General features: G+C 67.3%; 23 protein-coding genes and 1 tRNA gene. 6 read left to right on the forward strand and 18 right to left on the reverse strand.

Going from position 1 to position 25,461, the window contains the following annotated elements; translation table 11 throughout:
• Positions 1-10: 10 nt before the first annotated feature.
• The 6 genes from ACQ4LY_RS01815 to ACQ4LY_RS01840 form a co-directional block, all read right to left on the reverse strand.
• Complete coding sequence (locus ACQ4LY_RS01815; protein ID WP_431074292.1) at positions 11-2,071, reverse strand: hypothetical protein; 2,061 nt, start codon at positions 2,069-2,071, stop codon at positions 11-13.
• A 71-nt stretch (positions 2,072-2,142) separates the two neighbouring features.
• Positions 2,143-3,189, reverse strand: coding sequence for a family 43 glycosylhydrolase (locus ACQ4LY_RS01820; protein ID WP_431074293.1), 1,047 nt, complete (start codon positions 3,187-3,189; stop codon positions 2,143-2,145).
• A complete protein-coding gene (locus ACQ4LY_RS01825) occupies positions 3,186-5,810 on the reverse strand; it encodes a family 78 glycoside hydrolase catalytic domain (protein ID WP_431074294.1) in 2,625 nt (874 codons plus the stop codon). Before ACQ4LY_RS01825 ends, ACQ4LY_RS01820 begins: the two co-directional genes overlap by 4 nt.
• Position 5,811: 1 nt before the next feature.
• The gene (locus ACQ4LY_RS01830) at positions 5,812-6,717 is read right to left on the reverse strand and encodes a carbohydrate ABC transporter permease (RefSeq protein ID WP_431074295.1); all 906 of its coding nucleotides are present in this window, start codon (positions 6,715-6,717) and stop codon (positions 5,812-5,814) included.
• A 4-nt stretch (positions 6,718-6,721) separates the two neighbouring features.
• Positions 6,722-7,606: a carbohydrate ABC transporter permease gene (locus tag ACQ4LY_RS01835; RefSeq protein ID WP_431074296.1), complete on the reverse strand. Its 885-nt coding sequence runs from the start codon at positions 7,604-7,606 to the stop codon at positions 6,722-6,724.
• Positions 7,607-7,669: 63 nt separating this feature from the next.
• Entirely contained in the window at positions 7,670-8,989 is a 1,320-nt protein-coding gene (locus ACQ4LY_RS01840) for an ABC transporter substrate-binding protein (RefSeq protein WP_431074297.1), read from the reverse strand.
• Positions 8,990-9,157: 168 nt separating this feature from the next.
• On the opposite strand from ACQ4LY_RS01840, the gene ACQ4LY_RS01845 reads away from it, so the two are divergent.
• Positions 9,158-10,204 (forward strand): LacI family DNA-binding transcriptional regulator, encoded by a 1,047-nt coding sequence (locus ACQ4LY_RS01845; RefSeq protein WP_431074298.1) that lies wholly within the window; start codon positions 9,158-9,160, stop codon positions 10,202-10,204.
• 39 nt (positions 10,205-10,243) lie between these two features.
• Here the strand turns inward: ACQ4LY_RS01845 and ACQ4LY_RS01850 are convergent, their stop codons facing one another.
• Positions 10,244-10,528 (reverse strand): hypothetical protein, encoded by a 285-nt coding sequence (locus ACQ4LY_RS01850; protein ID WP_431074299.1) that lies wholly within the window; start codon positions 10,526-10,528, stop codon positions 10,244-10,246.
• Positions 10,529-10,731: 203 nt separating this feature from the next.
• Here ACQ4LY_RS01850 and ACQ4LY_RS01855 point away from each other — a divergent pair, with 203 nt between their 5' ends.
• Both ACQ4LY_RS01855 and ACQ4LY_RS01860 read left to right on the forward strand, forming a co-directional pair.
• Positions 10,732-12,270 (forward strand): helix-turn-helix transcriptional regulator, encoded by a 1,539-nt coding sequence (locus ACQ4LY_RS01855; RefSeq protein WP_431074300.1) that lies wholly within the window; start codon positions 10,732-10,734, stop codon positions 12,268-12,270.
• Between the two features lie 210 nt (positions 12,271-12,480).
• Positions 12,481-15,591, forward strand: coding sequence for a DUF7507 domain-containing protein (locus ACQ4LY_RS01860; protein ID WP_431074301.1), 3,111 nt, complete (start codon positions 12,481-12,483; stop codon positions 15,589-15,591).
• 198 nt (positions 15,592-15,789) lie between these two features.
• Here ACQ4LY_RS01860 and ACQ4LY_RS01865 read toward each other — a convergent pair.
• Together ACQ4LY_RS01865 and ACQ4LY_RS01870 are read right to left on the reverse strand one after the other, a co-directional pair.
• Positions 15,790-15,862, reverse strand: a tRNA-Arg gene (locus tag ACQ4LY_RS01865).
• Positions 15,863-15,930: 68 nt separating this feature from the next.
• Positions 15,931-16,512 (reverse strand): asparagine synthase, encoded by a 582-nt coding sequence (locus ACQ4LY_RS01870; RefSeq protein WP_431074302.1) that lies wholly within the window; start codon positions 16,510-16,512, stop codon positions 15,931-15,933.
• Between the two features lie 128 nt (positions 16,513-16,640).
• On the opposite strand from ACQ4LY_RS01870, the gene ACQ4LY_RS01875 reads away from it, so the two are divergent.
• A complete protein-coding gene (locus ACQ4LY_RS01875) occupies positions 16,641-17,480 on the forward strand; it encodes an SDR family NAD(P)-dependent oxidoreductase (protein ID WP_431074303.1) in 840 nt (279 codons plus the stop codon).
• Position 17,481: 1 nt separating this feature from the next.
• Here the strand turns inward: ACQ4LY_RS01875 and ACQ4LY_RS01880 are convergent, their stop codons facing one another.
• From ACQ4LY_RS01880 to ACQ4LY_RS01910, 7 genes are all read right to left on the reverse strand, one after another.
• Positions 17,482-18,345: a hypothetical protein gene (locus ACQ4LY_RS01880; protein WP_431074304.1), complete on the reverse strand. Its 864-nt coding sequence runs from the start codon at positions 18,343-18,345 to the stop codon at positions 17,482-17,484.
• 10 nt (positions 18,346-18,355) lie between these two features.
• Complete coding sequence (locus ACQ4LY_RS01885; protein WP_431074305.1) at positions 18,356-18,601, reverse strand: hypothetical protein; 246 nt, start codon at positions 18,599-18,601, stop codon at positions 18,356-18,358.
• A 133-nt stretch (positions 18,602-18,734) separates the two neighbouring features.
• A complete protein-coding gene (locus ACQ4LY_RS01890; protein ID WP_431074306.1) occupies positions 18,735-19,352 on the reverse strand; it encodes a GntR family transcriptional regulator in 618 nt (205 codons plus the stop codon).
• A 180-nt stretch (positions 19,353-19,532) separates the two neighbouring features.
• Positions 19,533-20,174: an NADPH-dependent F420 reductase gene (locus ACQ4LY_RS01895; protein WP_431074307.1), complete on the reverse strand. Its 642-nt coding sequence runs from the start codon at positions 20,172-20,174 to the stop codon at positions 19,533-19,535.
• 57 nt (positions 20,175-20,231) lie between these two features.
• The gene (locus tag ACQ4LY_RS01900; protein WP_431074308.1) at positions 20,232-21,170 is read right to left on the reverse strand and encodes a GNAT family N-acetyltransferase; all 939 of its coding nucleotides are present in this window, start codon (positions 21,168-21,170) and stop codon (positions 20,232-20,234) included.
• Positions 21,171-21,214: 44 nt separating this feature from the next.
• Positions 21,215-21,649: a Fe-S cluster assembly sulfur transfer protein SufU gene (gene sufU, locus ACQ4LY_RS01905; RefSeq protein WP_431074309.1), complete on the reverse strand. Its 435-nt coding sequence runs from the start codon at positions 21,647-21,649 to the stop codon at positions 21,215-21,217.
• Positions 21,646-22,968, reverse strand: coding sequence for a SufS family cysteine desulfurase (locus ACQ4LY_RS01910; protein WP_431074310.1), 1,323 nt, complete (start codon positions 22,966-22,968; stop codon positions 21,646-21,648). The genes sufU and ACQ4LY_RS01910 overlap by 4 nt, the downstream gene beginning before the upstream one ends.
• Positions 22,969-23,078: 110 nt before the next feature.
• Here ACQ4LY_RS01910 and ACQ4LY_RS01915 point away from each other — a divergent pair, with 110 nt between their 5' ends.
• Positions 23,079-23,726: a LysE family translocator gene (locus ACQ4LY_RS01915; RefSeq protein ID WP_431074311.1), complete on the forward strand. Its 648-nt coding sequence runs from the start codon at positions 23,079-23,081 to the stop codon at positions 23,724-23,726.
• A gap of 9 nt (positions 23,727-23,735) precedes the next feature.
• Here ACQ4LY_RS01915 and ACQ4LY_RS01920 read toward each other — a convergent pair whose 3' ends face one another.
• Together ACQ4LY_RS01920 and ACQ4LY_RS01925 are read right to left on the reverse strand one after the other, a co-directional pair.
• Positions 23,736-24,536, reverse strand: a complete 801-nt coding sequence (locus tag ACQ4LY_RS01920; protein WP_431074312.1) for a DUF1206 domain-containing protein — start codon at positions 24,534-24,536, stop codon at positions 23,736-23,738.
• Positions 24,533-24,964: a winged helix-turn-helix transcriptional regulator gene (locus ACQ4LY_RS01925; RefSeq protein WP_431074313.1), complete on the reverse strand. Its 432-nt coding sequence runs from the start codon at positions 24,962-24,964 to the stop codon at positions 24,533-24,535. The genes ACQ4LY_RS01920 and ACQ4LY_RS01925 overlap by 4 nt, the downstream gene beginning before the upstream one ends.
• Before the next feature lie 90 nt (positions 24,965-25,054).
• Between ACQ4LY_RS01925 and ACQ4LY_RS01930 the strand changes: the two genes are divergently transcribed.
• Positions 25,055-25,447, forward strand: a complete 393-nt coding sequence (locus ACQ4LY_RS01930; RefSeq protein WP_431074314.1) for a nuclear transport factor 2 family protein — start codon at positions 25,055-25,057, stop codon at positions 25,445-25,447.
• The last annotated feature ends 14 nt before the right edge of the window (positions 25,448-25,461 follow it).

Here is a 25,461-nt window from a genome sequence, read left to right on the forward strand (position 1 = left end):
ATCCCCTTCCTCAGCGCAGATCGAAGGTGAAGGTCTTCGCGTTGCCTGCCACGTCATAGGCGACGAGCGTGTTGACCCCGCGCACGGCTCCGAACACCCCCGGTCTGATGCCGTTCACATCGGACCAGGCATCGTTCACGAGGTCTTTGACCACCCCGTTGATCGAGACCCTGTCGATCTTGCCCGCGTCGTGCAGCTTGACGCTGACCTTGTTGTAAACGCTCCCACGCTCCACCGTGAACTGTGCGCCCGACTTCACCGTGACGGTCGGCGGAGTGACATCACTCGGCACCGGAATCTTCCCGGGGTACTCCATGACGGTCGACGTTCCGAAGCCTCCGACCAACGCCGCGCCCTGGTCGTTGACGACGTGACTGATCGAGCCGTTGCCGGCGAGGAACACCGAGACCATGTTGCGCAGCTGTACCCCGTTTCGAAGCGGCACCTGGATCGCGGACTCGACGTCGATCGGAGCCCCCGAGTTGAAGAACGAGTAGACACCCAGTGCTGTCGCGGTGTGGGTGGTCACCGTGTCGGCCACTCGATACGAGGCGTAGCCGTTACGGGATCCGTCCATCCAGTCCGCCTGGGTCGGTGGGTCATAGGGCAGCTCGCTCTGGTAGAAGAAGGTGCTGCCTCCGTTCCCGTTCCAGACCACCTGGTTCTTCTGATAGTGCTCGACGAAGAGACCCCACGCCGAGACATCATCGCCGTTGACGACGAGACCGTGGTCACCGCGGTTCGTGTCCCATTCGGCTCCCGCGCCGTGGTCGGCGCGCCACATCCAGATGTGGTCGATGATGACGTCGTCGCTGTTGACCTCGAGTGAGGTGACCGCGCTTCCCGCACGCGCTCCGCCGATGCGCACGTACACATCCTGGATGCTCGTGGGATTCGCCGCGTGATCCTCCGAGGCGCCCGGGCCGCCGACCCGGATCAGGACGTCGGACTGCGGCTCGCCGGCTTCGACGGTGAATCCGGCGAGCCGGACGCCGTCGACGTCGGCGACCTCGACAGCGGCGTTGCCGGCTGTGGGCACGACGGTCGCATACCCCATGCCCAGCACGATCGTGTCCGGGTGGGTCACCTCGATCGGAGACGAGTACTCGTAGATACCCGGGGTGAGGATGAGGTCGCGCCCCGCAGAGAGTGCCGCGTTGATCGCCGCAATGCTGTCGTCCGGCTGGGCGATGAAGAAGTCGCCGATGGGCAGTGATTCACCGTCCGGTGTGCCGTCGGTCCAGCTCGCACCCCGGCTCTCATGCGCGAGGGCGGGAGCGAAGACCTGCCAGTCGCCCGCGTCGTCCACGTAGAGGAACGGCTTCTCGCGGCTCACCGTCGTCGTGTCGACCGTCGTGTAGGCAGGCGACGGGAAGGAGGTCGCCGGGGCGCCTTCGACGCCGGTGAACGCCTGGTTCCACACGGACCCGGCCCACGATCCCACCTCGCTGTTGCGGGTGTACCACTGCTGCTGAGGGCCTGAACCTGCCTCGCCATCGATCACCGAGTCCGCGAGGAATCCGCCGCTGGAGAACCCCCAGTACTGCGGATACAGCTGCAGATCACCCTGGATGTGCACCCGTCGCATCGGGGCGGCCTGCGAGACCGCCCAGCGCGCGGCTCCGCCCGAGGGCGTGATCGAGACGTTCTCGAGCGAGCGCCAGAAGTTGGTCAGGGCGTCGTCGACCCAGGGCTGAGTCTGATCCCACACGCGACCTTCGACGCGGATCTGTCCATCGATGCTGACGTCGTCGGGAAGAAGTCCGAGCCCGGCGACCGAGGTGTAATAGCCGAGCTGCGCGTCGACAGAGTACTCACCAGGCTTGAACAGCACCGCTGCGCGCTGATCGGTGAACTCTGCCGTCTCCAGGTCGCCGAAGAGCGACTCGAACAGCGACTGCGTCTGGGCCGGATCATCAGTGGGTTCGATGATGTGGACGTTCGGACCGAAGTCTGGCTCTCCGGCGCTCTCTTCGGCTGATGCCGCAGAGCCGGCGGCCATCAGGCCGGTCAGGAGCAGGGAGCCGACGCACAGTGCGGCGCCGATTCGGAAGGGTCGTCGAAGGTGCATTCATTTCTCCTCGTTGAGTGTGAATCTCGGGCGCGGGATCGCGCCCCCTCTTACGTCATGGAGCCGTCGGATCAGGCGTCCTCGTACTCGTCCGGCGACCACTCCGCTCGCCAATCGATGATCGGGCGGTCATTCTCGAAGCGGATCGGCAGCCAGACGTAATCGGCGATCGAGGTGTCGACGTAGGCGAACTCCTCCATCGGCTCGTCACCGTCTTTGCCGGGCGCGAAGTGCTCGATGAAGGCCTGACGAGCTCGATCGCCGTGGTCGAGGTAACGCGGAAGCCAGCGGTCGGCGATCGCGATGTAGAGGTCCTTCTTGCCCGGGTGCCGGAACACCGAGGAGATCTGCGAGTGGAACGACGTGCGCGAGTCGTCCTGCGGATGCAGATCGCCGAGCACCTCGAACGGGCCGTGATGGCTGCGCGCGACGGCCGACTCCGACGGGTTCGGGTAGTACCCCGTGGTGCCGGACGTCAGCAGGTAGTGCAGTCCGCCGCGCTGGAAGTGCGCCGGCGCCTCGCGCACGAACGGAGGCTGCGGCTGGGGGAAGTGGGTCGAGTAGTACCCGGTGACGTCGGTGTAGTCGCTGGTGAGATCCGCGCAGATCATCTCGGAGTGCACGCGCTCGAAGTAGTAGTACCCCTTGCCGTCGTGCGGGTCGACGACCAGATCGAAGTCGCCGGCGCTCATGTCGAGGGGTCGCAGCCAGGTGCGCTGGATCTCGTACGGACCGAGGATGCTGTCGGCGGTGAGCACCGTCGAGCGCTGCACCGATCCCTTGGTCATCACCTTCACCCAGCAGACGAACCTGCCGGTCTCGGCGTTGAAGATGATATGCGGGCGATCGAGGCCCTGCGCCGGATGCAGCGGCGAGGACTCATCACTTTCGTCGGGCGGGATGATGACACCGCGGTCGTCCCAGTTGACGAGGTCGGTCGACGAGTAGCACCGCACGCCCCAGTGCCAGATGCCGCTGCCGGGGGTGGAGAACTCCTTGTTCTCGCCGTACCAGTAGTGCACACCGTCGACCGTGAGTACCGAGCCGCCGTGGGCGTGGATGCGCTCGCCCTTGGTGTCGAGCCACACCTCACCCGGTCGGATGTGCGACTGTGTCATGCTGCTCCCTCATTCTCGAGAACGGGTTCTGGCCGGCGCCAACCGAAGAACGGACGGTCGGGATCGTCATCGACGGACCGGACCGTGGTGGCGAACGAGTGCCGGCCGGGGCCGACGGGAATCTGCTCCGCCGAGCCCGGCAGCACCAGGATGCCGGTGGATGCTGCAGGCACCTCGAGCTCGATCGACAGCCTCTCCCCCTCGCGCTGCCACGAGATCGACGCCGTTCCACGGACACTGTCGTATCGCGCGCTCGCACGCTCCAGACCGCCACCCGGGCGAGGCTCGAAGCGGATGCGCTCCCACCCTGGCGCGTCGGCGGCGAGCCCGGCCACAGCACGGTGCAGGAAGTCGGCGACGGCCCCCAGCGCGTAGTGGTTGAAGGACGTCATGTCGCCGGGGTTGATCGACCCGTCGGGGAGCATGCTGTCCCATCGCTCCCAGATCGTCGTCGCCCCCATGCTGACCGGGTACAGCCACGACGGCAGCTCGTCCTGCAGCAGCAGGTGATAGGCGTAGTCCATGCTGCCCGCGCGCACCAGAGCGTCGCAGATGATCGGTGTCCCGACGAACCCCGTCGAGATGTGGAACCCTCCGGCCCCCACCAGCTCCTGAAGCCGGGCACCGGCACGCAGCACTTGGTCCTCGTTCTCGAAGAGCTCGAACACGAGCGCGACGGCGATCGAGGTCGGAGTATCGCTGACCACTCGGCCGCTGTCGCTGAGGAACTCGTCCTGGAAGGCGCGGGCAGCACGATCGGCGATCGCGCGGTAGCGCGCAGCATCCGCGTCCTCGCCGAGAAGCGCAGCGGAGTCGGCCACGATACGCGCCGTGCGCACGTGATAGGCGGTCGCCACGAGGTACTTGTCGGTGTGCGACTTGCCCGGGTCCTCGGGCGGCGCGGTCGGGTCGAGCCAGTCCCCCAGTTGGAAGCCGGTGTTCCAGAGTCCGGTGTGACCGGTGAGGTCGTCGACCAGGTCGACCCATGCCCGCATGCTCGCGAACTGGTCGGCAAGGATGCGCAGGTCGCCGTCGTTGCGGTACATCTCCCACGGCACGATCACTGCCGCATCGCCCCAGGCGGCCGTCGGGAAGTTCGGGAACCCGCACTCCACCCACGGCACGAAGTTGGGCACGTGGCCCTGGTCGGCCTGCTCGAACGCGAGATCGCGCAGCCACCCGGTGAGGGTGCCGTGGGCGGCGAACAGACGAAGCGCGGTCGGCGCGAACACCTGGATGTCGCCGGTCCAGCCCACGCGCTCGTCGCGCTGCGGGCAGTCGGTCGGCAGATCGACGAAGTTGTCGCGCATGCTCCAGACGACGTTCGAGTGCAGCTTGTCGAGTCCCTCATTCGAGGACTCGAACCACGCCGTGCGGCGCATCCCGGTGTGGATCACCACCGCCTCGACGTCGCCGTCACGCAGCTCGCCCGGCCAGTTCTCGAGCTCGGCGTACTGGAAGCCGTGGATCGTGAACCGAGGACGGTAGATCTCCTCGCCGGTCCCTGCGGCCGTGTACGTGTCGACCGAGGTCGCCGCGCGAAGCGGACGGATGCCGAGTTCGCCGTTCTCGATCACCTCGGCATGATGCAGCGTCACCGTGTGCCCGGCATCCGCGCGAAGCCTGATGCGCAGCACGCCGGAGATGTTCTGCCCGAAGTCGAGTCGGATGCGTCCGCTCGGCTGTCGAGTGACCGACGCCGGGCGGAGGGTCTCGGTCGCCTGCACGGGGAGCGCGGTGGGCGGCTCGATCGCGGCCGGGAAGTCGGCACGGGGCAGAATGGCCGCCGGAGTCCACCTGGACGCATCGAAGCCGGGGGCGGACCAGCCGTCCTGCTCGAGCCGCGCATCGAAGGACTCTCCCTCGTACAGCCCCACCTCGATGATCGGCGACGGCGCCGTGGTCCATGCCAGGGGTACGTGATGGATCATGCCGTCGGTCGTGGTGACCTCGAGCTGCGCGAGCAGTGCGACATCGGAGCCGTAGATGTCCCAGACTCCGCCGTCGAAGCCGATGTGACCTCGGTACCAGCCGTCGGCGAGCCACGCGCCGACCACGTTCTCGCCGCCACGCAGCGCCGCGGTCACGTCGTGCGTCTGATACCGGATCCGGTGGCTGTAGCTCGTCCAGCCGGGGGCCAGCACGTCATCACCGATGCGCTCTCCGTTGACCTCGAGCTCGTACACGCCGTGCGCTGTCGAGTGGATCCGCGCGCGGACGATGCCCTCTGGCAACGCCCCCTCGGCGACGACCGCCCGCAGCAGGTAGGCGGGGCGGGGTGCATCGCGGCCGGCGACGACCGACGGTGACACGAAGTCGACTCGCCAGTCGTCAGCGATTCCGGCCTCGATCCTCAACGGCTCGCTCCAGACCCCGGAGTCGACGGCACGGATGCGCAGCCCTCCCCCCTCGCGCGCGGCGAGCGGGGCGAATGGCCACGGCACGTTCTGGGTCGACAGGATCCGTTCGACCTGCACCGTGCCGTCGTCCGCGGTGAACTCGGCGTCGAACGCGGATGCGACGGCATCCGCCACGAAGGAGATCCGCGGCTCGGCCTCTCCGATCCCGATGGTCATGCCATCGCGCCTGTTCTCCAGCCAGATCTCGATGATGTTCGTCATGTCAGCCCTTCACCGATCCTGCGGTCAGGCCCTTCATGACCTGCTGGTTGAGGAACACGTAGATCAGCAGTGTTCCGAGTACGTTGACCGAGATCGCGGCGAAGGTCGGCCCGTACTGGACCGCCCCGTACTCTCCGGTGAAGTTGAGCAACCCGACCTGGATCGTGCGCAGGTCGCTGCTGTTGGTGAAGGTCAGCGCGATGAGCAGGTCGTTCCAGAGGAAGAAGAACTGCACCAGGCCAATCGTGAACAGGGCGTTCTTGACCAGCGGGAGCCCGATCGAGAAGAACGACCGGAAGATCGAGGCTCCGTCGAGAGTCGACGCCTCGAAGATCTCCCGAGGCACCGAGCGGAAGAACGTCGCCATCATGAAGACCGTCAACGGCATGCCCAGCGCCACATAGGTGATGATGAGCGGCCACAGGGTGCCGGTCATGTTCGTGCGGAAGTAGATCGTGAACAGCGGCAGCAGGATCATCTGCGCCGGCACCATGATGCCGGCGAGGAAGAGCAGCAGGACGGTGCCCCTGCCCTTCCAGACCATGACCTCGAGCGCGAAGCCCGCGGCTGTGCCGAACACCAGGATGATCGCGAGTGACGGGAACACCGCGATCACGCTGTTGACGATGTACTTGCCGAACTCGCCGGTGGTGAAGACCTCGATGTAGTTGACGATGTCCCAGGACTGCGGCAACGCCCAGAACGGCTCGTTGAGGAACTCGCTCTGGGTCTTGAACGACCCGAGCAGCATCCACAGGATCGGGTAGACCTCGACGATGAGGAGCACGGCGATGAGCAGCCGGATCGGAAGCCGACGGAAGAAGTCCTTCGCGCCCCGGCGTTTCGGGTCGACGTCGCGTCGGGTGGGCAGCGGCGTGCCCGTGACGATGGTGGTGGTTGCGCTCACTGGTTCAGTCCTTCGTCAGGTCGCGGCGGGTGGAGCGGAAGATGAAGACCGTGAACAGCAGGCACAGGATCGTCAGCATCAGTGCGATCGTGCTTCCGTAGCCGTAGTCGCCGTAGGCGAACGAGGTGCGGAACATGTACAGGGTCAGCGGTGTGGTGGCGTTGCCGGGCCCGCCGTTGGTCAACGCCACGACGGTGTCGAACACCTTGAGCGTGCCGTTGATGCTGAAGATGATCGATGACAGCAGCACCGGAAGCGACAGGGGCAGGACGATCGTGCGGATGAGCTTCCAGCCGGATGCTCCGTCGATGCGGGCCGACTCGATGAGCTCATCGGGGATGTCGACGAGACCCGCGTAGAGCAGCACGGCGTAGAAGCCCATCGAGCGCCAGAGGTCCATCGCGATGATGACCCAGAATGAGGCATCAGGAGTGCCGAACCAGTCGAGGTTCTGGACTCCGAGGATGCCGAGGAACGAGTTCACCGGGCCGACCGTCGGCGCTGCCTCGAACAGCCGCTGGAACAGCAGCGCCACCGCGACCGTGGGCAGAACGACCGGGAAGAAGACGATGGTGCGGATGAGACCCGACCCCTTGCGGAGCCAGAAGACGTACATCAGGGAGAGCAGGTAGCCCACGATCACCTGCAGCGCGGTGAGGATGAGCGCGTACCTCAGAGTGAAGAGGATCGCATCCCAGGCGGCGGGGTCCTGGAAGAACTTCGTGAAGTTGTCGACCCCGTTGAAGGTGAAGCCGGTGATGGGATTGCCATCCTGCACCGTGTAGAACAGCGACCACACGATCGGGACGAGCATGACGAGCGAGTAGACGAGCAGCGCGGGTCCGAGGAGGACGAAGATGGCGCGCTTGTCACCGAGGACTTTGTGCATGGTGGATCTCCTGATGCGACGACGACGGTCTCGGGGTGGGCGATCGCCCACCCCGAGAATGGGTCAGCCTTCGTCGTTGGCTGCCTGGACGAGCTTCATGAACTCTTCGCCGGAGAGGCTGCCGTTGGCGAGGCCTGCACCGTTGTTCTGACTGATGCCGGTGGCCTTCGGAGTGAAGAGCGCCTCGAACCAGAGCACACTGGAGGGTGCATTCGCAATCTCCTCCTGCACGATCTGCGTCGTCGCAGGAAGGTCGGACGGCGGATTGTCGACCACGAAGCCAGAGACCACGCCGCTCTCGTTCAGCGCGGTGTCGCCGTATCCTTCGGCGATGCACTTCAGCCAGGCGGCCGACTCGTCGTCGTAGTTCTTCTCGGACAACATCACCGGGATGCCGACGTTCGCCGGGATCTCGTCGATGCTGCCCTTTCCGCCCTCGACGTCGGGGAAGCGTGCGAAGCCGATGTTGTCGGCGCCGATCTGGTTCTGCTCCTCGTCGTTGAAGTTCGCGAGAGCCCAGCTGCCCATGTAGAAGAAGGCGGCCTTGCCCGTGAGGAACAGGTTCATCGAGGCGTTGTAGTCGATCGATCCGACCGCATCACCGAAGAATCCGTCCTTGCCGAGTTCGGCGACCGCATCGGCCGCGGCGACGTACTCGGGGTCGGTGAGCTTGGCATCGCCATCGGCGACCTTCTGCAGGGCGTCGGCGCCGAGCGTGCGGAAGATGTAGTCGCCGACGAGGCGGGTGACGGGCCAGCCGTCCTTGCCTGCCGTCGCGAACGGCTGAACACCGGCGTCCTTCAGCGTGGAGGCGGCGTCGACGAGGTCGTCCCACGTCTCGGGAACCTCGACGCCACTATCGGCGAGGAGCTCCTTGTTGTACCAGAAGCCCTCGATGTTGAACTCGGTCGGCAGGGCGTAAAGGGCGCCGTCACCATAGAGCGCCTTGACGGTCGATTCGGCAGCAGGGACGAGTCGGTCCGAGACGCCGAGGTCATCGAGCGCCTTCGAGAGGTCGAGCACCTTGCCGCCCTCGATGAACTCCGACATCAGCGCGGGAGTGCCTGCAGCCATCTGCATGTCCGAGAGACCGTCCTGGCTGGCGAGCAGCTGCAGCTGCTGGTCCCACTGGGTACCCGAGATGTCGTCGGACGTCAGCGGCGCTGCCTCATCGGCGGCCTTGCACTGGTCACCGGCGAGGCTCTCGAGCGTGTTGATGATCGTGGTGTTCTCGGTCTGACCGAGGTAGGTGAACTCTCCGTCACCGGCGCCCGACTCGGATGACCCCGAGCCTCCTGAGCAGGCCGAGAGTGCGAGAGCACCGACGCCGATGAGCGCGATTGCGGGGGCCAGGCGACGGGCGCGCCTCATTGCTGTGGTCACTGTTCCTCCTTGAAGAGCGACGCCTCTTTTGAAGCGCTTCATTCACACCATGCCATATGAAAAAAGGGCATGTCAAGACCGTTACGAATCAGAAATGAAGCGCTTCATGACATCGAATGCTCTAGAGTTGAAGGACCAGGTCATGGCGACGACGCCGAGGAGGATGACGTGACCGACACTCCCCCGTCAGGGCGCGCGAAGCCCAGCATGGCGGACGTGGCTGCCCACGCAGGGGTCGCCCTCGGTACGGTCTCCAACACCCTGAACAACCCCGAGAAGGTGCGCGAAGCGACGCGGCGCAGGGTGCTCTCATCGATTGCCGAGCTCGGCTTCGTGCGCAACGATGCCGCGCGGTCGCTTGCTGCGGGCAACAGCACGTCTGTCGGCCTCGTGCTCGCCGACCTCGGGAACTCGTTCTTCGTCGACATCGCCCGAGGCGCCGAACGCGCCCTGCGACGACACAAGATGGATGTCCTCATCGTCAACTCGGACGTAGACCCCGATCGCGAGATCCACAATCTCGAGCTCCTCGACCGCTCGCGCGTCGCCGGGATCATCCTCGCCCCGCTCGACACCGCGCTCGCGAAGTCACCGCACCCCGACAACCGCACCACGCCGACAGTGCTGGCGAACTTCGAGTCGCCGTCGCTCGCCTACCCCGGCGTCACCGTCGATGAACGACACGGCGGGGCGTTGGCCGCCTCGCACCTGATCACGCTCGGACGCCGGCGCTTGCTCTTCGTCGGAGGGCCGCGGTTCCTCACCGCCGTCAACCAGCGTTGGGAGGGCGCCGAGCAGGCGACCGCCGCGCACCCGGACGCATCGATCGACATCCTCGAGACACGGGGCGTGAACATCCGGCATGGCCGGGATGCCGGAAGGCAGATCCTCGCGCGCGGAGCGGGCACCTACGACGCCATCGTGGCCGCATCCGACCTCGTGGCGATCGGACTCATCCAGATCCTCAACGAGGTGCCCGGATTCTCGGTGCCCGGAGACATCGCCATCACCGGCTATGACAACAACCACTTCGCGTCCGAGAGCGCGATCCCGATCAGCACGGTGAGCCAACCCGGCGAGGAGATGGGTGCCGTCGCGGCCGACCTGCTGCTCGAGCGCATCGCCAACCCCGGCGCGCCGTCGCGCAACGTGACTCTCGAGCCCCGCCTGCTCCCCCGCACGTCAACCCTCGGCGAGATGTGGCGCAGGGACTGATCACCGCTTTTTCCAGAGGGCCTGCTCGAGTGAGGGCGCTCAGCCGGCGAACACGCGCGTGAGCCGCACCACCAGCAGACCGACCGACACGATCAGCCCCAGATACGCGAGGCCGAGCCCGACGATCGCAGCGGCGCGGAATGCACCGTGACGCCGCGCGGAGGCGTGGCCGATCAGCGCAGCGGCTGCGGCGATCGCGATCGCGACGAGGTACCCCACGATGCCGCTAGGCAGCACGAACAGCGACGCGATCGCCAGGACGCCGCACACCAGGCCGACCACATGCCACACCCGATTGTTCTGGGCCTGCTCGGGAAGCGTCATGAGCACGAGCCTATCGAGCTGGGAGGTCTTCGCTCCCGTCTGCGTCCGGTCCTTGCGCGAACGACTGCAGGTCAGGGTGCGAAATTCGAACGCGGATGATCCCGTGTCACGTCGCGCCCTCATAGGCTGGTAGGCACCGTTGCGGCTGCTCCATCCCGTGCAGCACCGACGGGCAGGGTTTTCTGTGGGGAGGACAGAAACGGATGACCGAACAGAGCGATCTGGTCGAATCGCTGTCACGGGCTCGAGAGGCCGAAGAGTGGGACCGCGTCCTGGCGCTCCTCCGAGATGAATGGAGCGCACTCTCGCAGGACTTCCCCGAGCTCCTGCTCACGGTGCTCGCCGAGCTACCGCCGCAGGTGGTGGCGCAGAACTCCCGACTCCGATTGGCCGAGCAGTACCTGCGCCGCACGCTCGGCAGACAGCCCGAGGGGCGCGCCTATCCCGACATCATCACCGACGATCCGGGGGCAGCCCCGATCGACCGACTCGCGGCTCTGACGGGACGCATCGCCGTGGCACGGGGAGCGGGTCGCCACAGGGATGCCGTCGCGGCCACCGACATCGCGGTGTCGACGCTGCGCAGCATGCCGGTGGAGGTGATCCCGACGTTCGCGAACGCGCTGCCCGAGTTCCACTACCACTGGGGAGTCACCTTCCTGCTGGTCAGCCGCTTCGACGACGCGCTCGGCCAGTTCATCCAGAGCCACGATTGGGCGGTATCGGTCGGCAACCACATGGTCGACGCCCGCGCGATCGGCGCGGCCTCCCTCATCCATGCGCTTCACGGTCGGGGCCAGCAAGCCCGGGAATGGCTCGCGAAGCTCCCCCCGGTCCCGAACGATGCATGGTGGGCGAGCGACGCGACCACTCCGGCGCGTCTCGCCGATGCGATATTGCATACCGAACGCCTCGAACCGGATGCCGCCCGAGTCGTCCTGTCCGGCATCGACATCCGCCTTTCCATGGACTTCTGGGGTCCGTACTTCGCGCTCCGCGCCTTCCTGATGCCGGATGACCCGGGTGATGCACAGGCGCTTCTCTCCGAGTTCGATGCCTTCGTCGGGGGGCTGCCACCGGAGTACGCGGATATCCCGCTGAATGCCGAGTACACGACCATCACGCGATACCTGCTCCTGCAGATCCTGCACCAGCCGGACAGGGCAGCCAAGGCGCTCGGCGATGTCCACGTGAACCTCGACTCCAACGTGGTGCGGCAGACAGGGGCGACGCTTCACGCGCTTCGGATGCTGAAGCTCAACCACGCCAGCGATGCTCGAACGATCATCGCGCCGCTGTTGCACGCATCCAGCGCGCACCCACGAGTTCTCATCCCCGCTCTGCTCATCGCCGCCGAGACGGACGCGGTCGATCATCGAGACGCTCTCCTGCGCCGCACGGCAGCGCTGGCGGTGTGGAATCAGTGCCATGCCGCCCTCGCGCTGGGCACCGCCAGCACGCGGGAACGCCTCGCCGAACTGGTACGAGAGCGCGGCGAGGGCGAGATCGCCGACCGTCTGGGTGCCGTCGTCGAGAACGCGGCGATCGCAGGTAGCGATGCGCTGACCAGACGGGAGAGCGCGGTCGTGCGCGCCGCACTGTCCGGCCGCTCGAACGCCGAGATCGCCGCCGATCACCACGTCAGCGTCAACACCGTGAAGACCCACCTGCGCACCGCCTATCGCAAGCTCGGTGTATCGAATCGTTCGCAGCTGCAGCAGCTGTTCGAACTCGGCCGCTGACGCGCCTCGGAACCCGACCGACGGCGGCAGGGGTGAGGTTTTCTCCCGAAGGGTGATTTTGCTTCCTGTGGGTCCGCTGAGACCCGGGGACGCTGAAATACTCAGCCTGACTCGGACGCGAGTCGCTCCTCCACGCCGACGACCGGCGTGGCCGACGAGACGTCCTGGGTCGAAAGGGCCTGCCACTCCGGGCAGGCGGGGAGGGAAAACATGCGTACCTATTCACGAGCGCGCTCGCGCTCATCGTCTCCGAGACAGCTGGGGCGATCAGTCGCCGCCGCTCTCGGACTGCTGGCTCTTGCGAGCGCGTCGCTCGTCGGCGTCGCGACCGCGGCCCAGGCTGCACCGGGCACACCGGGAACGCCGCAGGCCAACTCGGTCGTGTTCCAGGAGAACTTCGAGAACGGCCCCGGCACGGCTCCGCAGCTGCTGAATGCCTACACCGGAGCCGGGGGCCAGACCTACACGGCCGCCCAGGGGTGGCTGACCGGCTGCAACGGCGCGGTCGTCAACTTCAACATCCCCTACACGTCGCTCGGCAACTGCGTCTCACCCAACAGCTCGGCGAATCTGCGTCAGCTCGCCTACGCGCTCGGTGCGCACAGCGGCGCGGCGAATCCGGCGGCGAACGACGCCATCGCAGCATTCACGGAGAATGATCCTGGCGCGAACGCCGTCGAGTTCCAGACGGTGAACAACATCCCGCTGGCTCAGTCGTCCGGACGCTTCCTGACATTCAGCGTCGACACCGCCGCCGTGAACTGCCAGGTGTCCGCACCTCTGTACCAGTTCGCGTTCCTCAACCAAGGCGGCGCCGCGACCAACGTCGGTGGACAGCTGAACGCCTGCACGTCGGGTTCGACGGTGACGGCCCCCGCGGTCGGACCGCTCGCTGCGCGCGCCGTCAACGTCGGCACCTACACGTCGAACGGCTCTGTGCTGTTCACCGGTTCGACGCTGGGCATCCGCATGACGAACGCGAACGGCTCCGGGCAGGGCAACGATGCGGCTTTCGACAACATCCGCATCCTCGACGTGACCCCGCAGCTCGACAAGGCGTTCAGCCCCGCATCCCTCGTCGCGGGTGAGGTGTCGACACTCACTCTCACCGTGACGAACACCGCTGACCTCGCGGCGAAGAACGGCTGGTCGCTCACCGACGCGCTGCCTGCCGGGCTCACGATCGCCGATGGAGCCGCCGCGACGACTTGCCCTGCCGGCGTGGTGACTGCACCGACAGGTGGCACGTCGATCACGGCATCCGGCAACCTGACCGCGGGAATGGCGTCGTGCACGATCACCGTCAACGTCACCGCGCCCGTCGCAGGCTCGTTCACGAACGGACCTGACAACATCACCAGCACGGGCCTCAACCCGCCCGCTGAGTCCACCGTCGTCTTCGACGAGCAGGCACCGGCGATCCGTGTCGTGAAGTCGGCCACGCCGACCTCTGAGGAAGAATTCACGGTCGGCCAGGAGGTCACCTACTCCTTCGTCGTCACCAACACCGGAAACGTCGCGCTGACCGACGTCGAGGTCGATGACACGGGCTTCACCGGCACCGGTGAACTGTCGCCCATCGTCTGCCCGGCAGGAGCCGCGAACCTCGCACCCGCCGTCTCCGTGACCTGCACCGCGACCTACACGGTGACGCAGGCCGACGTGGACACGGGGTCGATCACGAACACCGCGACCGCCACCGGCACCCCGCCGCAGGGCACTCCGCCGGTGTCCCCTCCCTCGGAGGTGACCATTCCCTCGGTCGACCCGGCGCCCGCGCTGTCGATCGTCAAGAGCTCTGATGTCGAGACGATCAGTGAGGCCGGCGAGACGATCACGTATTCGTTCCTGGTCACCAACACCGGAAACGTCACGCTGAACGACGTCACCGTCACGGAGACCGACTTCTCCGGCACCGGCGAGCTCTCGGCGATCACGTGCCCCGCTGGCGCCGGCGCCCTGGCACCCGGCGCGGATGTGACCTGCACCGCGACATACGTCGTGACTCAGGCCGACGTGGATGCCGGAGAGATCAGCAACACGGCTTCTGTGACCGGCACCCCGCCGAACCCGCTGACGCCGCCGCCCGTGACGCCGTCGAACGAGGTCGTGGTCGAGGTGCCGCCGGCGCCCGCCCTCGAGATCGACAAGACCGCGAACCCCACGACGATCACCGCCGCGGGCCAGACGATCACCTACTCGTTCCTGGTCACCAACACCGGAAACGTCACCCTGACCGACGTCGCCGTCACCGAAACCGACTTCTCCGGCACCGGTGAGCTCTCGGCGATCGCCTGCCCTGCCGGCGCTGCATCCCTGGCACCGGGCGCATCGGTCACCTGCACCGCGACGTATGTCGTCACGCAGGCCGACGTGGACGCAGGATCGGTGACGAACGCGGCCACCGGGACCGGCACCCCACCGAACCCGCTGACCCCGCCGCCGGTGTCCCCGCCGGACGAGGTCACGGTCGAGATCCCGCCGACGCCGGCCATCACGGTCGTGAAGTCCGCAGATGAGGCCGCGCAGGCCGACATCGCGCTGGGTCAGGAGGTCACATACTCGTTCCTCGTGACCAACACCGGGAACGTGACCCTGACGGACGTCTCCGTCGTCGAGGGTGAGTTCTCAGGCGCCGGCGAACTGGGTGCCATCGTGTGTCCCGAAGCAGCGGCCTCCTTGGCGCCCGGCGCTCAGGTCACCTGCACCGCGACCTACACGGTCGTGCAGGCTGACGTCGACGCGGCCACTGTGACGAACTCCGCCACGGCGACCGGCACGCCGCCCACCGGTCCGGACCCCGTGTCTCCGGAGTCCGAGATCACGGTCCCGAGCGCTCCGGCCCCGGGACTCAACGTGGTGAAGACGTCGAGCATCGACCGCGCGACCACGGTGGGACAGGCGATCACCTACTCGTTCGTGGTGACCAACACCGGCAACCTCACCCTCACGGACATCGTCGTGAACGAGACTGGCTTCACGGGGACCGGAACACTGTCGGCGGTCACCTGCCCGGCGGACGCTGCGTTGCTGGCGCCTGGCGCGCAGGTCACCTGCACCGCGACGTACGCGGTGACGCAGGCCGACCTGGACGCCGGCACCATCCGCAACATGGCGACGGCGGGTGGCAGCACCCCCGGTGGTGACCCGTTCACCTCTGACCCGTCGATCGTCGTCGTCGAGACGCCCGGCACGCCGCTCGCGGTCACCGGTGGTGAAGTCGCCATCGGCGTCGTGATCACCGGCCTGTCGCTGCTCGTCGGCGGTGGCGTGCTGCTTCTGATCCGTCGCCGACGGACGCAGGTCACGTCGGTCCTCTGATAGACCGACAGCAGTGAGACTGTGCGGTGCGTGCGACAAGGCACGCACCGCACAGTGCTTTCCGGCAGTACGGGCAGGCGAACGCTCGAGCGGTTCATGACCGCCTGGCGCGAATGCGTGCAGGCTCGCGAATCCGGGTGCCGGAGTCTGGAAAACGCAAAACCCCCGCCGCTTTCGCGACGGGGGTTTCAGCTGATGTGCGCCCGAAGGGACTCGAACCCCTAACCTTCTGATCCGTAGTCAGATGCTCTATCCATTGAGCTACGGGCGCTCCTGGACCGCTCAGCGGGCCGTGGAACAGCCTATAACAGTCCACACCCGAATGCGAATCGAGCAGGGTCAGTCGTCGTCATCGGGGACGCTCTGCTTCTTCTTGCGCTTGGCTTTCGCACGCTGCAGAGACGACAGAGCCTGCAGGTCCACGAGGCGCAGCGCCTGCATCCTCGCCTCGCGCATCCGCTCGTAGTCGGGGTCCTGATCGGGGCGCATGCCCTCGACGTGCAGCCGACGATCGAGGTTGTGACGCACGTCGGCCCAGGCACCCTCTCGGGCCTCCTCGACGATCGCGCGCAGCGCGGCCTCGTTCTCCATCGTCTCGCGCAGCTTGGTCGCGACGCCGTGCGACTGCTTCGCGCGGCGACGGAGGTTGCGCACATCGCGGTCGCGATAGTCATGCGTTCCGGAAGGGTCGGAATGGCGACCGCGAGCGCGCTTGCGCAGCTCGGCGAGGTTGCGTTCGACCTCTTCGGACTCCTCTGCCATCGCCCGCAGCGCTTCTCGCGCGTCGGCGACGTACTTGTCGGTGTCGAACACGCCGTTCTCGGCGATCGTGCCGATGAGGATGTGATTCTTCACGGCGAGGCGCGCGGCAGCGGTCGCGATCGCAACGCCTTCGGCGATGGCCTCCGCAGTTCGTCCCACCGCTACCTCCTCTCTTCGAGCGTACCGGTATCGCTCCCCGATGCAGTGGGCCAGAATGGATCGGAATCGGGTCGCCACGGCCTGCTCTATGACCTGCGGCACTCCCGAACGCCGCCAGGAGGAGTGCAATGAAGCGTCTCACCCTCACCGGAAGCACCACCGTCATCACCGGGGCCGCGAGCGGCATGGGCGCGGAGATCGCGCGGATCCTCGCCGCGGACGGCGTGCATCTGGCTCTGGTCGATCACAATGCGGAGGCTCTCAGCACCGTGGCCGCAGGGCTCCGGGGCACGAACGTCACCACGCACGTCGTCGATCTGCGCGACGATGAGGCCGTCTTCACCGCGGTGGGCGAGATCACCTCAGCGCATCCTCACGTGAACGCGCTGATCACGTGCGCCGGCTCCTCGATGCTCGGCACCCTCGACCAGCTGACGATGGAGGAGATGCGCTGGCTGACCGATGTGAACCTCTGGGGCACGGTGTCCATCACCAAGGCGCTGCTGCCGACGCTCCGCGCAGAGCGCGCCGCGCACATCACGCACCTCGCAAGCATCTATGCACTGGCTGCTCCCGCCGGGCGCATTCCCTATGCGCTCAGCAAGTACGCCGTGCGAGGGTTCTCCGAGGCGCTCCGCCATGAACTCGAGGGATCCGCGGTGACGGTCGGCGCGATCTATCCGGCAGGCGTGCGCACGGGCATCATCCTGCACGGTCGCTATGCCGCAGCCATCGACCCCGCGGTGGCGGCACGGGCGGCGGCGGCACAGGCGGCGATGTACCACACCGAGCCCGCGGATGCCGCGGCGCAGATCGTGAGGGCGACCGAACGACGTCGGGCGCGCACCATGGTCGGTCGGGAGGCGCGACTCGTCGACGTGCTCGTACGCGTCGCGCCGGCGGCATACTGGCGCGTGATGCGGCGCCCGCTGCGCGAGGCGGTCGACACGACCACCCCGGTCCGCTGAGTCAGCGGACCGCGCCGACCCAGATCCCCGATGCCCAGGCCTGCTGGTCGCCGTTGCAGCCGACCGCGCCGGGGAATCCGCGCACGACCGCCATGCAGTTCGCGAGGAACTCAGGATCCGCACCGAACATCGACTGGTACGAGCCCGACGAGGTGAGGGAACCCCAGACCCGGAACTGGTAGATGTGCGCGAGCTCGTGCGCCATCGCCCACCTCAGTCGATCGGCGCTCCAGTTCGAGATGTCGGCCCGGTATTTGATGTACCCGTTGCTGTTGGCGCAGGCCGGAGCCGTTCCTCCCGCGCACGACGACGACTCGTAGAGACCGACACCGCCGCCCCCGACAGCGTCCAGCGCGGCGCGCACTCTCGCGTAGCCGTCGGGCCCGCTCGACGACCAGGCCGGACCCTCAGGAGCCGCGTACTGGGCTGCCTCCCACGTCGTCACGTCCTCGCCGACCCTGTCGATGAGGGCATGGACCGTCGCGGTCGCCGCCACGACCGTGGCCGGATCCTTGCGCTCCGCGAGCACGGTCTGCTGGGCCGACAGCACGGACGCCCGATGAGCTGCCGTGTCGACCTTGCCCTCGGCGCCCGCCATCGCGGCACTGAGCGCGGCGACCTCCTCCACGAACGCGGAGCGCACCTCGAGCACCGCTGCGCGAGCTGCGGTGTCCCTCTCGGCGAGGTCGATCGCCCCCTCGAGGTGGTCCGTGCGCATCTGCGCGGTGCGCGTCGACTGCGACAGCGTCTGCAGCTCGGCGATGGCGACGGCTCTGTCCTCATCGAGGGCGACGGCGCGACCGATCACGCCGGCGGCGAGGAGGATCGCCGCGACCATGGTGACCGAGAAGACTCTCCGGATCACGACGCTCCCGTCATGGGAGGAACCCCGTGGTGTCGGCGAGCTGCGTCTCCTGCTCGGCGATCGCCGTGCGCAGCGCCGTCAGCTTCTCGGCGAGCAGGTAATTCGCGTCCCGAGTGGCGTCGAGCTGCTCCTCGGCCTGCGCGACTGCGGCTCGTGCCTCGGCGAGCGAGTCGACCCGCTGCTGATCCGCGGCCACGACGAGCACCGTCCCGCCGATCAACAGCAGGCTCCCGGTGACGACGGCGAGGCCCCTCATACCGCTCCCCAGAACACGATGATTTTCCGGAACGATTTCCGTAGGGCCAATATATCCTCGCGGACGGTGCCGTTCTAGCGCACTGTCTCGCCCGCCGCGCTCCGGAAGCGCCGGAGCGCTCAGGCTGTTGCGCTCAGATCGAGTTCGTCCGGCTGCTGAGACGCCGCTCCGCCGCCGCCTGACCGCTCGCCAGGTGACGCGGGATCAGCCAACGGAGCGTCTCGACATCGCGGGCGACGACCGCCTCGAGGATCACACGGTGCTCTTCCGCCATGGCGAGCAGATCGTCGTGCTGCCCGAACAGCCACCGCAGGCGCGTGACGAACACGCCGATCAGCTCCCCGAGCATCTCGTTGCCGGCCAGCTCCGCCGAGATCTCGTGGAACTCGCCCGCCGCGATGCGGGCGGCCTCGACGTTCCCCGCCTTCGACGCCGCGAGTTCGCGTTCGTACGCCGCCTGCAGCCTCGCGATCCCCGCATCGTCATGACGCTCGGCGGCGAACACGAAGATGAGGGTCTCGATCGCCTCTCGCACCTCGCCGAAGTCCTGGATGTCTCGATGCGTGAACTCGCGCACGACAGCCCAGGTGCGAGGTCGTGCGACGACCACGCCCTCGCCGACGAGCGTGCGGATCGCCTCGCGCACCGGCAGTCGCGACACGTTGAGCTCCGCCGCGATATCGCGTTCGACAAGTCGGGATCCGGGCGCACGGCGGCCAAGGATGATGTCATCACGCAGAATGCGCGTCACCCTCACCGACTCGAGTTCGCCGGCAGTCCCCACCCCCGCCATACCGTGATTGTCGCACCCGCGCACCGGTCCGACAAGTTTTGGTATCCCAACGGGAGTATTTGTTACGGCCTCGCGCCGCTCGACCCACAGAAGGGGCGGGGCAGATGCCGCAACATCCGCCCCGCCCCTTCGCCTCGCTCAGGGCAGACGGTTCGCGATCGCGAGGTTGGCTTCGAGCTCCTCGGCGGTCTGCTTCACGACGTAGGCGGGGCGATCGCGCTCGACACGCCAGGACTCGCTGAGCGGACCGACGTTGACCGTGTCGAAACCGGCCTCGTCGTAGAAGCGCGTGACGAACGCGACCGCCTCGGCGTCGTCACCCGCGGTCGCGAGCGCACGGCGCCCCTCGGTGCCGGCCGGGGTTCCGTCGGTCGTGATGTCGGCAGCGAGGATGTGATTGAAGGCCTTGGCGATCTTCGACGTCGGGAGCTGCTTCTGGAGCATCTCCGACGTCGTCGTCTCGCCCTTGTCGAGCGCCTCGATGTGGCCGTCGCGCTCGAAGTAGTAGTTGTTGGTGTCGAGCACGATCTTGCCGGCGAGCTGCTCGACGGGGAGGGCGTCGATCTTGCCGAGCGGCACCGTCACGACGACCGCGTCACCCGCTTCCGCCGCATCCGCGGCAGTGGCGGCCTTCGCCTGCGACCCGAGCTCAGAGACGAGATCTGCGAGCGTCTCCGGTCCGCGCGAGTTCGCGATCACGACGTCGTAGCCGTTCGCCACCGCGACTCGCGCGACCTGGCTGCCGATGTGTCCTGCACCGATGATTCCGAGAGTTGTCATGTTCGGGCCAACGCCTGCGGGATCGGGCTATTCCCTCGGTGACGCCGCGTGTCGCGATCAGAGGGCGAGGAGGAAGCGCTCTTCCACGCGGCGATACCCCAGGCTCTCGTAGAGACGGATCGCACCGGTGTTGAACCCGAAGACGTGCAGACCGATGGAGTCGGCTCCGAGCCGTGCGGCCTCCCGTTCGGCCGCGTGCATGACGTCGCGGCCGTAGCCCTTGCGCCGCTGGTCGTCGGCGATCTCGATGTCGAGGATGAACCCGTGCGGACGTCCGCCGCGCGAGCGGACGCCGATCCAGAGCACCCCCACCTCGACGTCGTCGACCTCGGCGGTGAACAGCTCCTGGCCCTCCGACGCGACACCGTCGGGCAGCTCCAGCTCCATCTGCCTGTGGGACTCGACCGCCGCGTCCTCAGCCGAGTACCGGCCGGAGGCGGCGAGGTCCTCGGCGAAGGCCGCTTCGGATGCCGCGGCGAAACTCGTGAAGCGCTCTGCAGTCATGGGCCTCACGACGACGCGCGAGTCCGTCTCGCGCGTCGGGAGCGGCTCGAGGAGCATCTGGATCGAGGCGACCTCGAATCCGCCCCGTTCGACGAACGCGCGGCTCTCGTCGTCGGAGGCGTAGACGCCCATACTGATCCGATCGACCTGCTGCTTGCGCGCGAGGGCCTGCAGCGCGTCGAGCACAGCACCTCGCTGCTCGACGGTCGGCGCGAGCTCGAAGGAGAGATCCACGACGAAGAGGACACCGTTGTTCGCGGCGAGCCAGATGCTTCCCAGCCGCGTCCCGTCATCCTCGATCTCGAGGATCAGCGAGGTCTGCGTCTCATGCCCCTCCGCGAGCAGCTCGGCGAGGAACTCCTCGACGCGGGCGGCGGCATCGTCGCCGACGAACATCCCCGAGTCCTGCCGGAGAGCGATCAGACGCTCGCGTGTCGCCCTGAGCCAGTCGTCGAAGCGGTCTGCACCGAGAGGATTCAGAAGAAGAGGCATGGTTCCATCCTGCACCTCACGGCACCGGTCGCATGCCCTGCGCCTCATGCCTTGTGCAGGGCGTCCTCCACGGCGACCCAGGCCAGCATCGCGCACTTCACCCGTGCCACGTACCGCGAGACGCCGCCGAGGGCTGCGACATCACCGAGAAGCTCCTCGTCCGGCTCGATCTTGCCGCGCGAGCGCATCGCCTCGCGGAAAGCCGCGATGCGGATCTCCAGCTCCTCGACGGTCAGTCCCTCGGCGAGCTCGGCGAGAAGCGAGGCGGATGCCTGCGAGATGGCGCAACCGTGCCCCTCCCACGCGATCGCCTCGATACTGCCGTCTCCGGCGCGATGCACCTGCAAGGTGACCTCATCACCGCAGGTCGGGTTCACCTGGTGCGACTGCGCCGTGATCTCGCCGCGGAGCCCGAACCCGTGCGGGGTGCGGGAGTGGTCGAGGATGAGTTCCTGATACAGGTTCTGCAGGTCGCTCATGCGCCCCTCCGGAAGAAGTCGATGGCACCCTGGACACCGTCGAGCACGGCATCGATCTCGGCATCGGTCGTGTACAGATACGTGCTCGCCCTGGTCGACGAGGTGACGCCGAGGCGTCGATGCAGCGGCTGCGCGCAATGGTGCCCGACGCGCACGGCGATGCCGCGGTCGTCGAGGAACTGGCCGAGGTCATGGGAGTGGATGCCGTCGACGTCGAAGCTCGCGAGTCCCACCCGCGGCAGGTCAATGCCGGCGCCGAGCACGCGCACCCCGTCGATGGCGGAGAGCCCGTCGACGAGACGCGCCCCGAAGGCGGCCTCGTGCGCGGCGATGCGCGGCATCCCCACCGCGGTCAGGTAGTCGACCGCCGCGGCGAGCGCGACCGCCTGCGACACCTTCTGGGTGCCGGCCTCGAAGCGCTGGGGTGGTGGCAGGTACGTGGCCTCGGTCGTGGTCACGGTGGTGATCATCGAACCTCCGGTGAGGAACGGCGGCATGGCTTCGAGAAGCTCGCGGCGACCGTAGAGCGCACCGATCCCGGTGGGTCCGAGCATCTTGTGCCCGGACAGCACCGCGAAGTCGACATCGAGCTCGCGGACGTCGAGCGGCAGATGGGGCGCCGACTGGCAGGCGTCGAGCACGACGAACGCGTCGACCGCCCGCGCCAGAGCGACGAGCTGCTCGACGGGGTTGATGACGCCGAGCACGTTCGACACGTGGGTGAACGCGACGAGCCTGGTGCGCTCTCCGATCAGCTCGGCGGCGACATCGAGACGCAGCGCGCCCTCATCGTCGAGCGGGATCACCCGCAGGGTCGCGCCGGTGCGCGCTGCGAGCTCCTGCCAGGGGATCAGGTTCGCGTGGTGCTCCATCTCGGTCGTGACGATCTCGTCACCCTCGCGCAGCCGGAGGCGCTCGGCGGCCGCTCCCCCACGACCGAGGGAGGCGTTGGAGATCGAATAGGCGACGAGGTTGAGCGCCTCGGTGGCGTTCGAGGTCCAGACGACCTCGCCCTCATCGGCGCCGATGAATCGCGCGACGGTGGCGCGAGCATCCTCGAAGATCTCCGTGGCCTCCGCTGCGAGCGTGTGGGCTCCACGGTGCACGGCCGCATTGAGAGTCGTCACGAACGTGCGTTCCGCGTCGAGCACCGCGAACGGGCGCTGCGATGTGGCCCCCGAGTCGAGGTACGAGAGCGGATGTCCGTTGACCTCGACCTGCAGGATCGGGAAGTCCTCACGCAGTCGCCGTACCTCGGCATCCGTCAGGGGATCGTCGCTCAGCGGGGCGATCACGTCGGCATCGCGAGAAGCACTCATCCTTCTAGCTTCTCATCCGGTGCGCCGAGCAGGGTCACGACCGCTGCCTCCGCGAGCCGCCAGCGGCTCCTTTTCGATCGGATGCTGCCCGGCTGCCCTAGGCTCGCAGCATGTTCAGCGCCGACACCCTCGTGACCTTCGTCATCGCTGCCTTCATCATGGTCGTGATCCCCGGGCCGACCGTGCTCTTCACCATCGGCAGGGCGATGGCACTGGGCAGGGTCGGCGGCTTCCTGAGCATCCTGGGCACGGCGATCGGATCGATCCTGCTCGTCGTCGGCGTCGCGCTGGGCGTGGGCACCGTGGTCGCGCAGTCGATCGTGCTCTTCACGATCGTCAAGGTCCTCGGCGCGGGCTACCTCGTGTTCCTCGGGATCCAGGCGATCAGGCACCGCAAGGACGCGGCGAAGGCGATGACGGGAGCCGTGCCCCGCCGCTCAGGTCGGCGACTCCTCGGCGAAGGCCTGGTCGTCGGGGTCACGAACCCCAAGTCGATCGCGTTCTTCCTGGCGATCCTGCCGCAGTTCGTCGACCTTCACTCGGGATCGGTGCCGATGCAGCTGTTCGTGCTCGGGGTCATCGTCGTCGCGATCGGTGTGGCGTGCGACGCGATCTGGGTGCTGCTCGCAAGCGCGGCCCGGGACTGGTTCGGTCGCTCGCCGCAGCGGATCGAAGCAATGAGCGCGACCGGCGGAGGCCTCATGATCGGCCTCGGGGCGTTCCTGCTGGTGTGGAGCGAGAAGCCCTCGAGCGCCTGAGGCCCTGATTCACATGCGGGCGTAGCGCGCGCGGACCATCGAGAAGATGCCGTAGATCGCGAGTCCCGCGCCGACGAGCCACAGCACGAAGCGTCCGAAGGGCAGGTCGGTGAGACTGCGCAGCGCGGCGTCGAGGCCCGCTGCCTTCTCGGGGTCCTGCGTCCACGCGGCGACGACGAACAGCGCGCCGGTCACGGCGACCGCGATGCCCTTGGCGATGTAGCCCGTGATCCCGAGGGCGATGATCCCCGGGCGTGCAGCGCCCGTCGGCACGTCCATCGTCTTCTCGAACCCCCGCGTGAATCCGATGACGATGAACCCGACTCCGACACCTGCCACGCTGAGCCCCAGGACGATGAGCAGCACCACCCCGCCGGGAGCGGAGAGCACCACGGCACTGAGGGTCTGCGAGGTCTTCTCGGACTCGACAGAGCCGCCGAAAGCGAAGATCAGTGCGAGCCCGGCGATCACCAGATACGCCACCGCGATCCCGATCAGCTTCACCCGCTGCCCCCACTTGCGTGGTTCCCTGCCCGAGGCGAGCATGCCGCTCGCGACCTGCCAGATCGCCAGCGCGATCAGCGCAGCGGCGACCACCGCGAGCAGCAGCCCGCCGATCGGAGTGGAGCGGATCTGCTCCATGGCGCCGTCTTGATCGGCATCCCCGCCGCCACCTGACGCGATCGAGATGGCGATGGCTCCGATGATGATGTGGACGACCCCCACCATCACGAAGCCTGTGCGCGCCACACGACGGAAGGCGTCGGAATGCTGGGCGGTGCGCGCGGCATCCTTCGGGGAGGAAGTCATCCGTGCAGGATATCGCCGCGCCGGGAATCGGCGGAGGGGCTTGCATCCAGGCCCTCACCGAGGAGTCTCCTGTCGACCTCGTCGTCGTAGCGGTCCTGAGCGTCGAGGACCTCCTCGACATGCGATTCCGCCCAGAGCTGCAGAGCCTGCAGCGGTTCGTGCAGTGTGCGTCCGAGCGGGGTGAGGCGGTAGCGTGCGTGTCCGTCGTCGTCCACCGCATGCACGAGCATGCCGTCACGATCGAGGGCGCGGAGAGTGTCGACCAGGACCTTCTTCGTGATCCCCTCGACCTTGCGATGCAGCTCGCCGAACCGCAGAGGCTCCTCGTGCAGGAGGATCACGATCATCGCGGTCCACTTGTTCGCCACCCGCGCCAACGACGCCCGCGACGGGCAGCTCGACGAGAACACGGTCCACTCGGGGCTCATCCGCTCGGAGTCCTTCCGGTGACGTTGAAGTGACCAGGCTCGGGTGGAGACGCTGGATCCTCAGAGTACCGAGTCAATGAGGAGGACATCATGTCGGCGATCGACATCGTGGGGCAGTACGGCGCGGCCATGGCCGAGGGGGACATGCAGGCGCTCGCGGCGACATTCGCTGCGGATGCCGTCTGGCACCAGCCCGGCGGAAGCCAGGTCTCGGGCGACAAGGTGGGGCCTGCGGCGATCATCGCGCACCTCGGACGCTTCATGGAGCTGAGCGGCGGCACCTTCGTGCTCGAGACCGAGTCTGCGACCGAGAGCGGTGACCTCGTGTCGGCGACCGTGCGATTCCGGGCTGTGCGCGAAGGCCGTGCGGATCTCGAGCAGCACGGGGTCGACGTGTTCCGCGTGGCGGACGGCAGGATCGCGGAGGTCTGGCTGATCAGTGAGGACCAGCAGGCGGAGGACGCGTTCTGGGGTCATGCCTGAGGCCGAGATCTGAG

Origin of the sequence: Microbacterium phyllosphaerae (assembly GCF_050628115.1) — a bacterium.
Lineage (GTDB): Bacteria > Actinomycetota > Actinomycetes > Actinomycetales > Microbacteriaceae > Microbacterium > Microbacterium phyllosphaerae_A.

Excerpts from the sequence above, each read along its gene's own strand:
- ACQ4LY_RS01910 (WP_431074310.1), bottom strand. The coding sequence starts at position 22,968 with ATGAGTGCTTCTCGCGATGCCGACGTGATCGCCCCGCTGAGCGACGAT.
- ACQ4LY_RS01915 (WP_431074311.1), top strand. The coding sequence starts at position 23,079 with ATGTTCAGCGCCGACACCCTCGTGACCTTCGTCATCGCTGCCTTCATC.
- ACQ4LY_RS01920 (WP_431074312.1), bottom strand. The coding sequence starts at position 24,536 with ATGACTTCCTCCCCGAAGGATGCCGCGCGCACCGCCCAGCATTCCGAC.
- ACQ4LY_RS01825 (WP_431074294.1), bottom strand. The coding sequence starts at position 5,810 with ATGACGAACATCATCGAGATCTGGCTGGAGAACAGGCGCGATGGCATG.
- sufU (WP_431074309.1), bottom strand. The coding sequence starts at position 21,649 with ATGAGCGACCTGCAGAACCTGTATCAGGAACTCATCCTCGACCACTCC.
- ACQ4LY_RS01930 (WP_431074314.1), top strand. The coding sequence starts at position 25,055 with ATGTCGGCGATCGACATCGTGGGGCAGTACGGCGCGGCCATGGCCGAG.
- ACQ4LY_RS01835 (WP_431074296.1), bottom strand. The coding sequence starts at position 7,606 with ATGCACAAAGTCCTCGGTGACAAGCGCGCCATCTTCGTCCTCCTCGGA.
- ACQ4LY_RS01885 (WP_431074305.1), bottom strand. The coding sequence starts at position 18,601 with ATGAGGGGCCTCGCCGTCGTCACCGGGAGCCTGCTGTTGATCGGCGGG.
- ACQ4LY_RS01860 (WP_431074301.1), top strand. The coding sequence starts at position 12,481 with ATGCGTACCTATTCACGAGCGCGCTCGCGCTCATCGTCTCCGAGACAG.
- ACQ4LY_RS01815 (WP_431074292.1), bottom strand. The coding sequence starts at position 2,071 with ATGCACCTTCGACGACCCTTCCGAATCGGCGCCGCACTGTGCGTCGGC.
- ACQ4LY_RS01925 (WP_431074313.1), bottom strand. The coding sequence starts at position 24,964 with ATGAGCCCCGAGTGGACCGTGTTCTCGTCGAGCTGCCCGTCGCGGGCG.
- ACQ4LY_RS01850 (WP_431074299.1), bottom strand. The coding sequence starts at position 10,528 with ATGACGCTTCCCGAGCAGGCCCAGAACAATCGGGTGTGGCATGTGGTC.
- ACQ4LY_RS01900 (WP_431074308.1), bottom strand. The coding sequence starts at position 21,170 with ATGCCTCTTCTTCTGAATCCTCTCGGTGCAGACCGCTTCGACGACTGG.
- ACQ4LY_RS01895 (WP_431074307.1), bottom strand. The coding sequence starts at position 20,174 with ATGACAACTCTCGGAATCATCGGTGCAGGACACATCGGCAGCCAGGTC.
- ACQ4LY_RS01875 (WP_431074303.1), top strand. The coding sequence starts at position 16,641 with ATGAAGCGTCTCACCCTCACCGGAAGCACCACCGTCATCACCGGGGCC.
- ACQ4LY_RS01820 (WP_431074293.1), bottom strand. The coding sequence starts at position 3,189 with ATGACACAGTCGCACATCCGACCGGGTGAGGTGTGGCTCGACACCAAG.
- ACQ4LY_RS01855 (WP_431074300.1), top strand. The coding sequence starts at position 10,732 with ATGACCGAACAGAGCGATCTGGTCGAATCGCTGTCACGGGCTCGAGAG.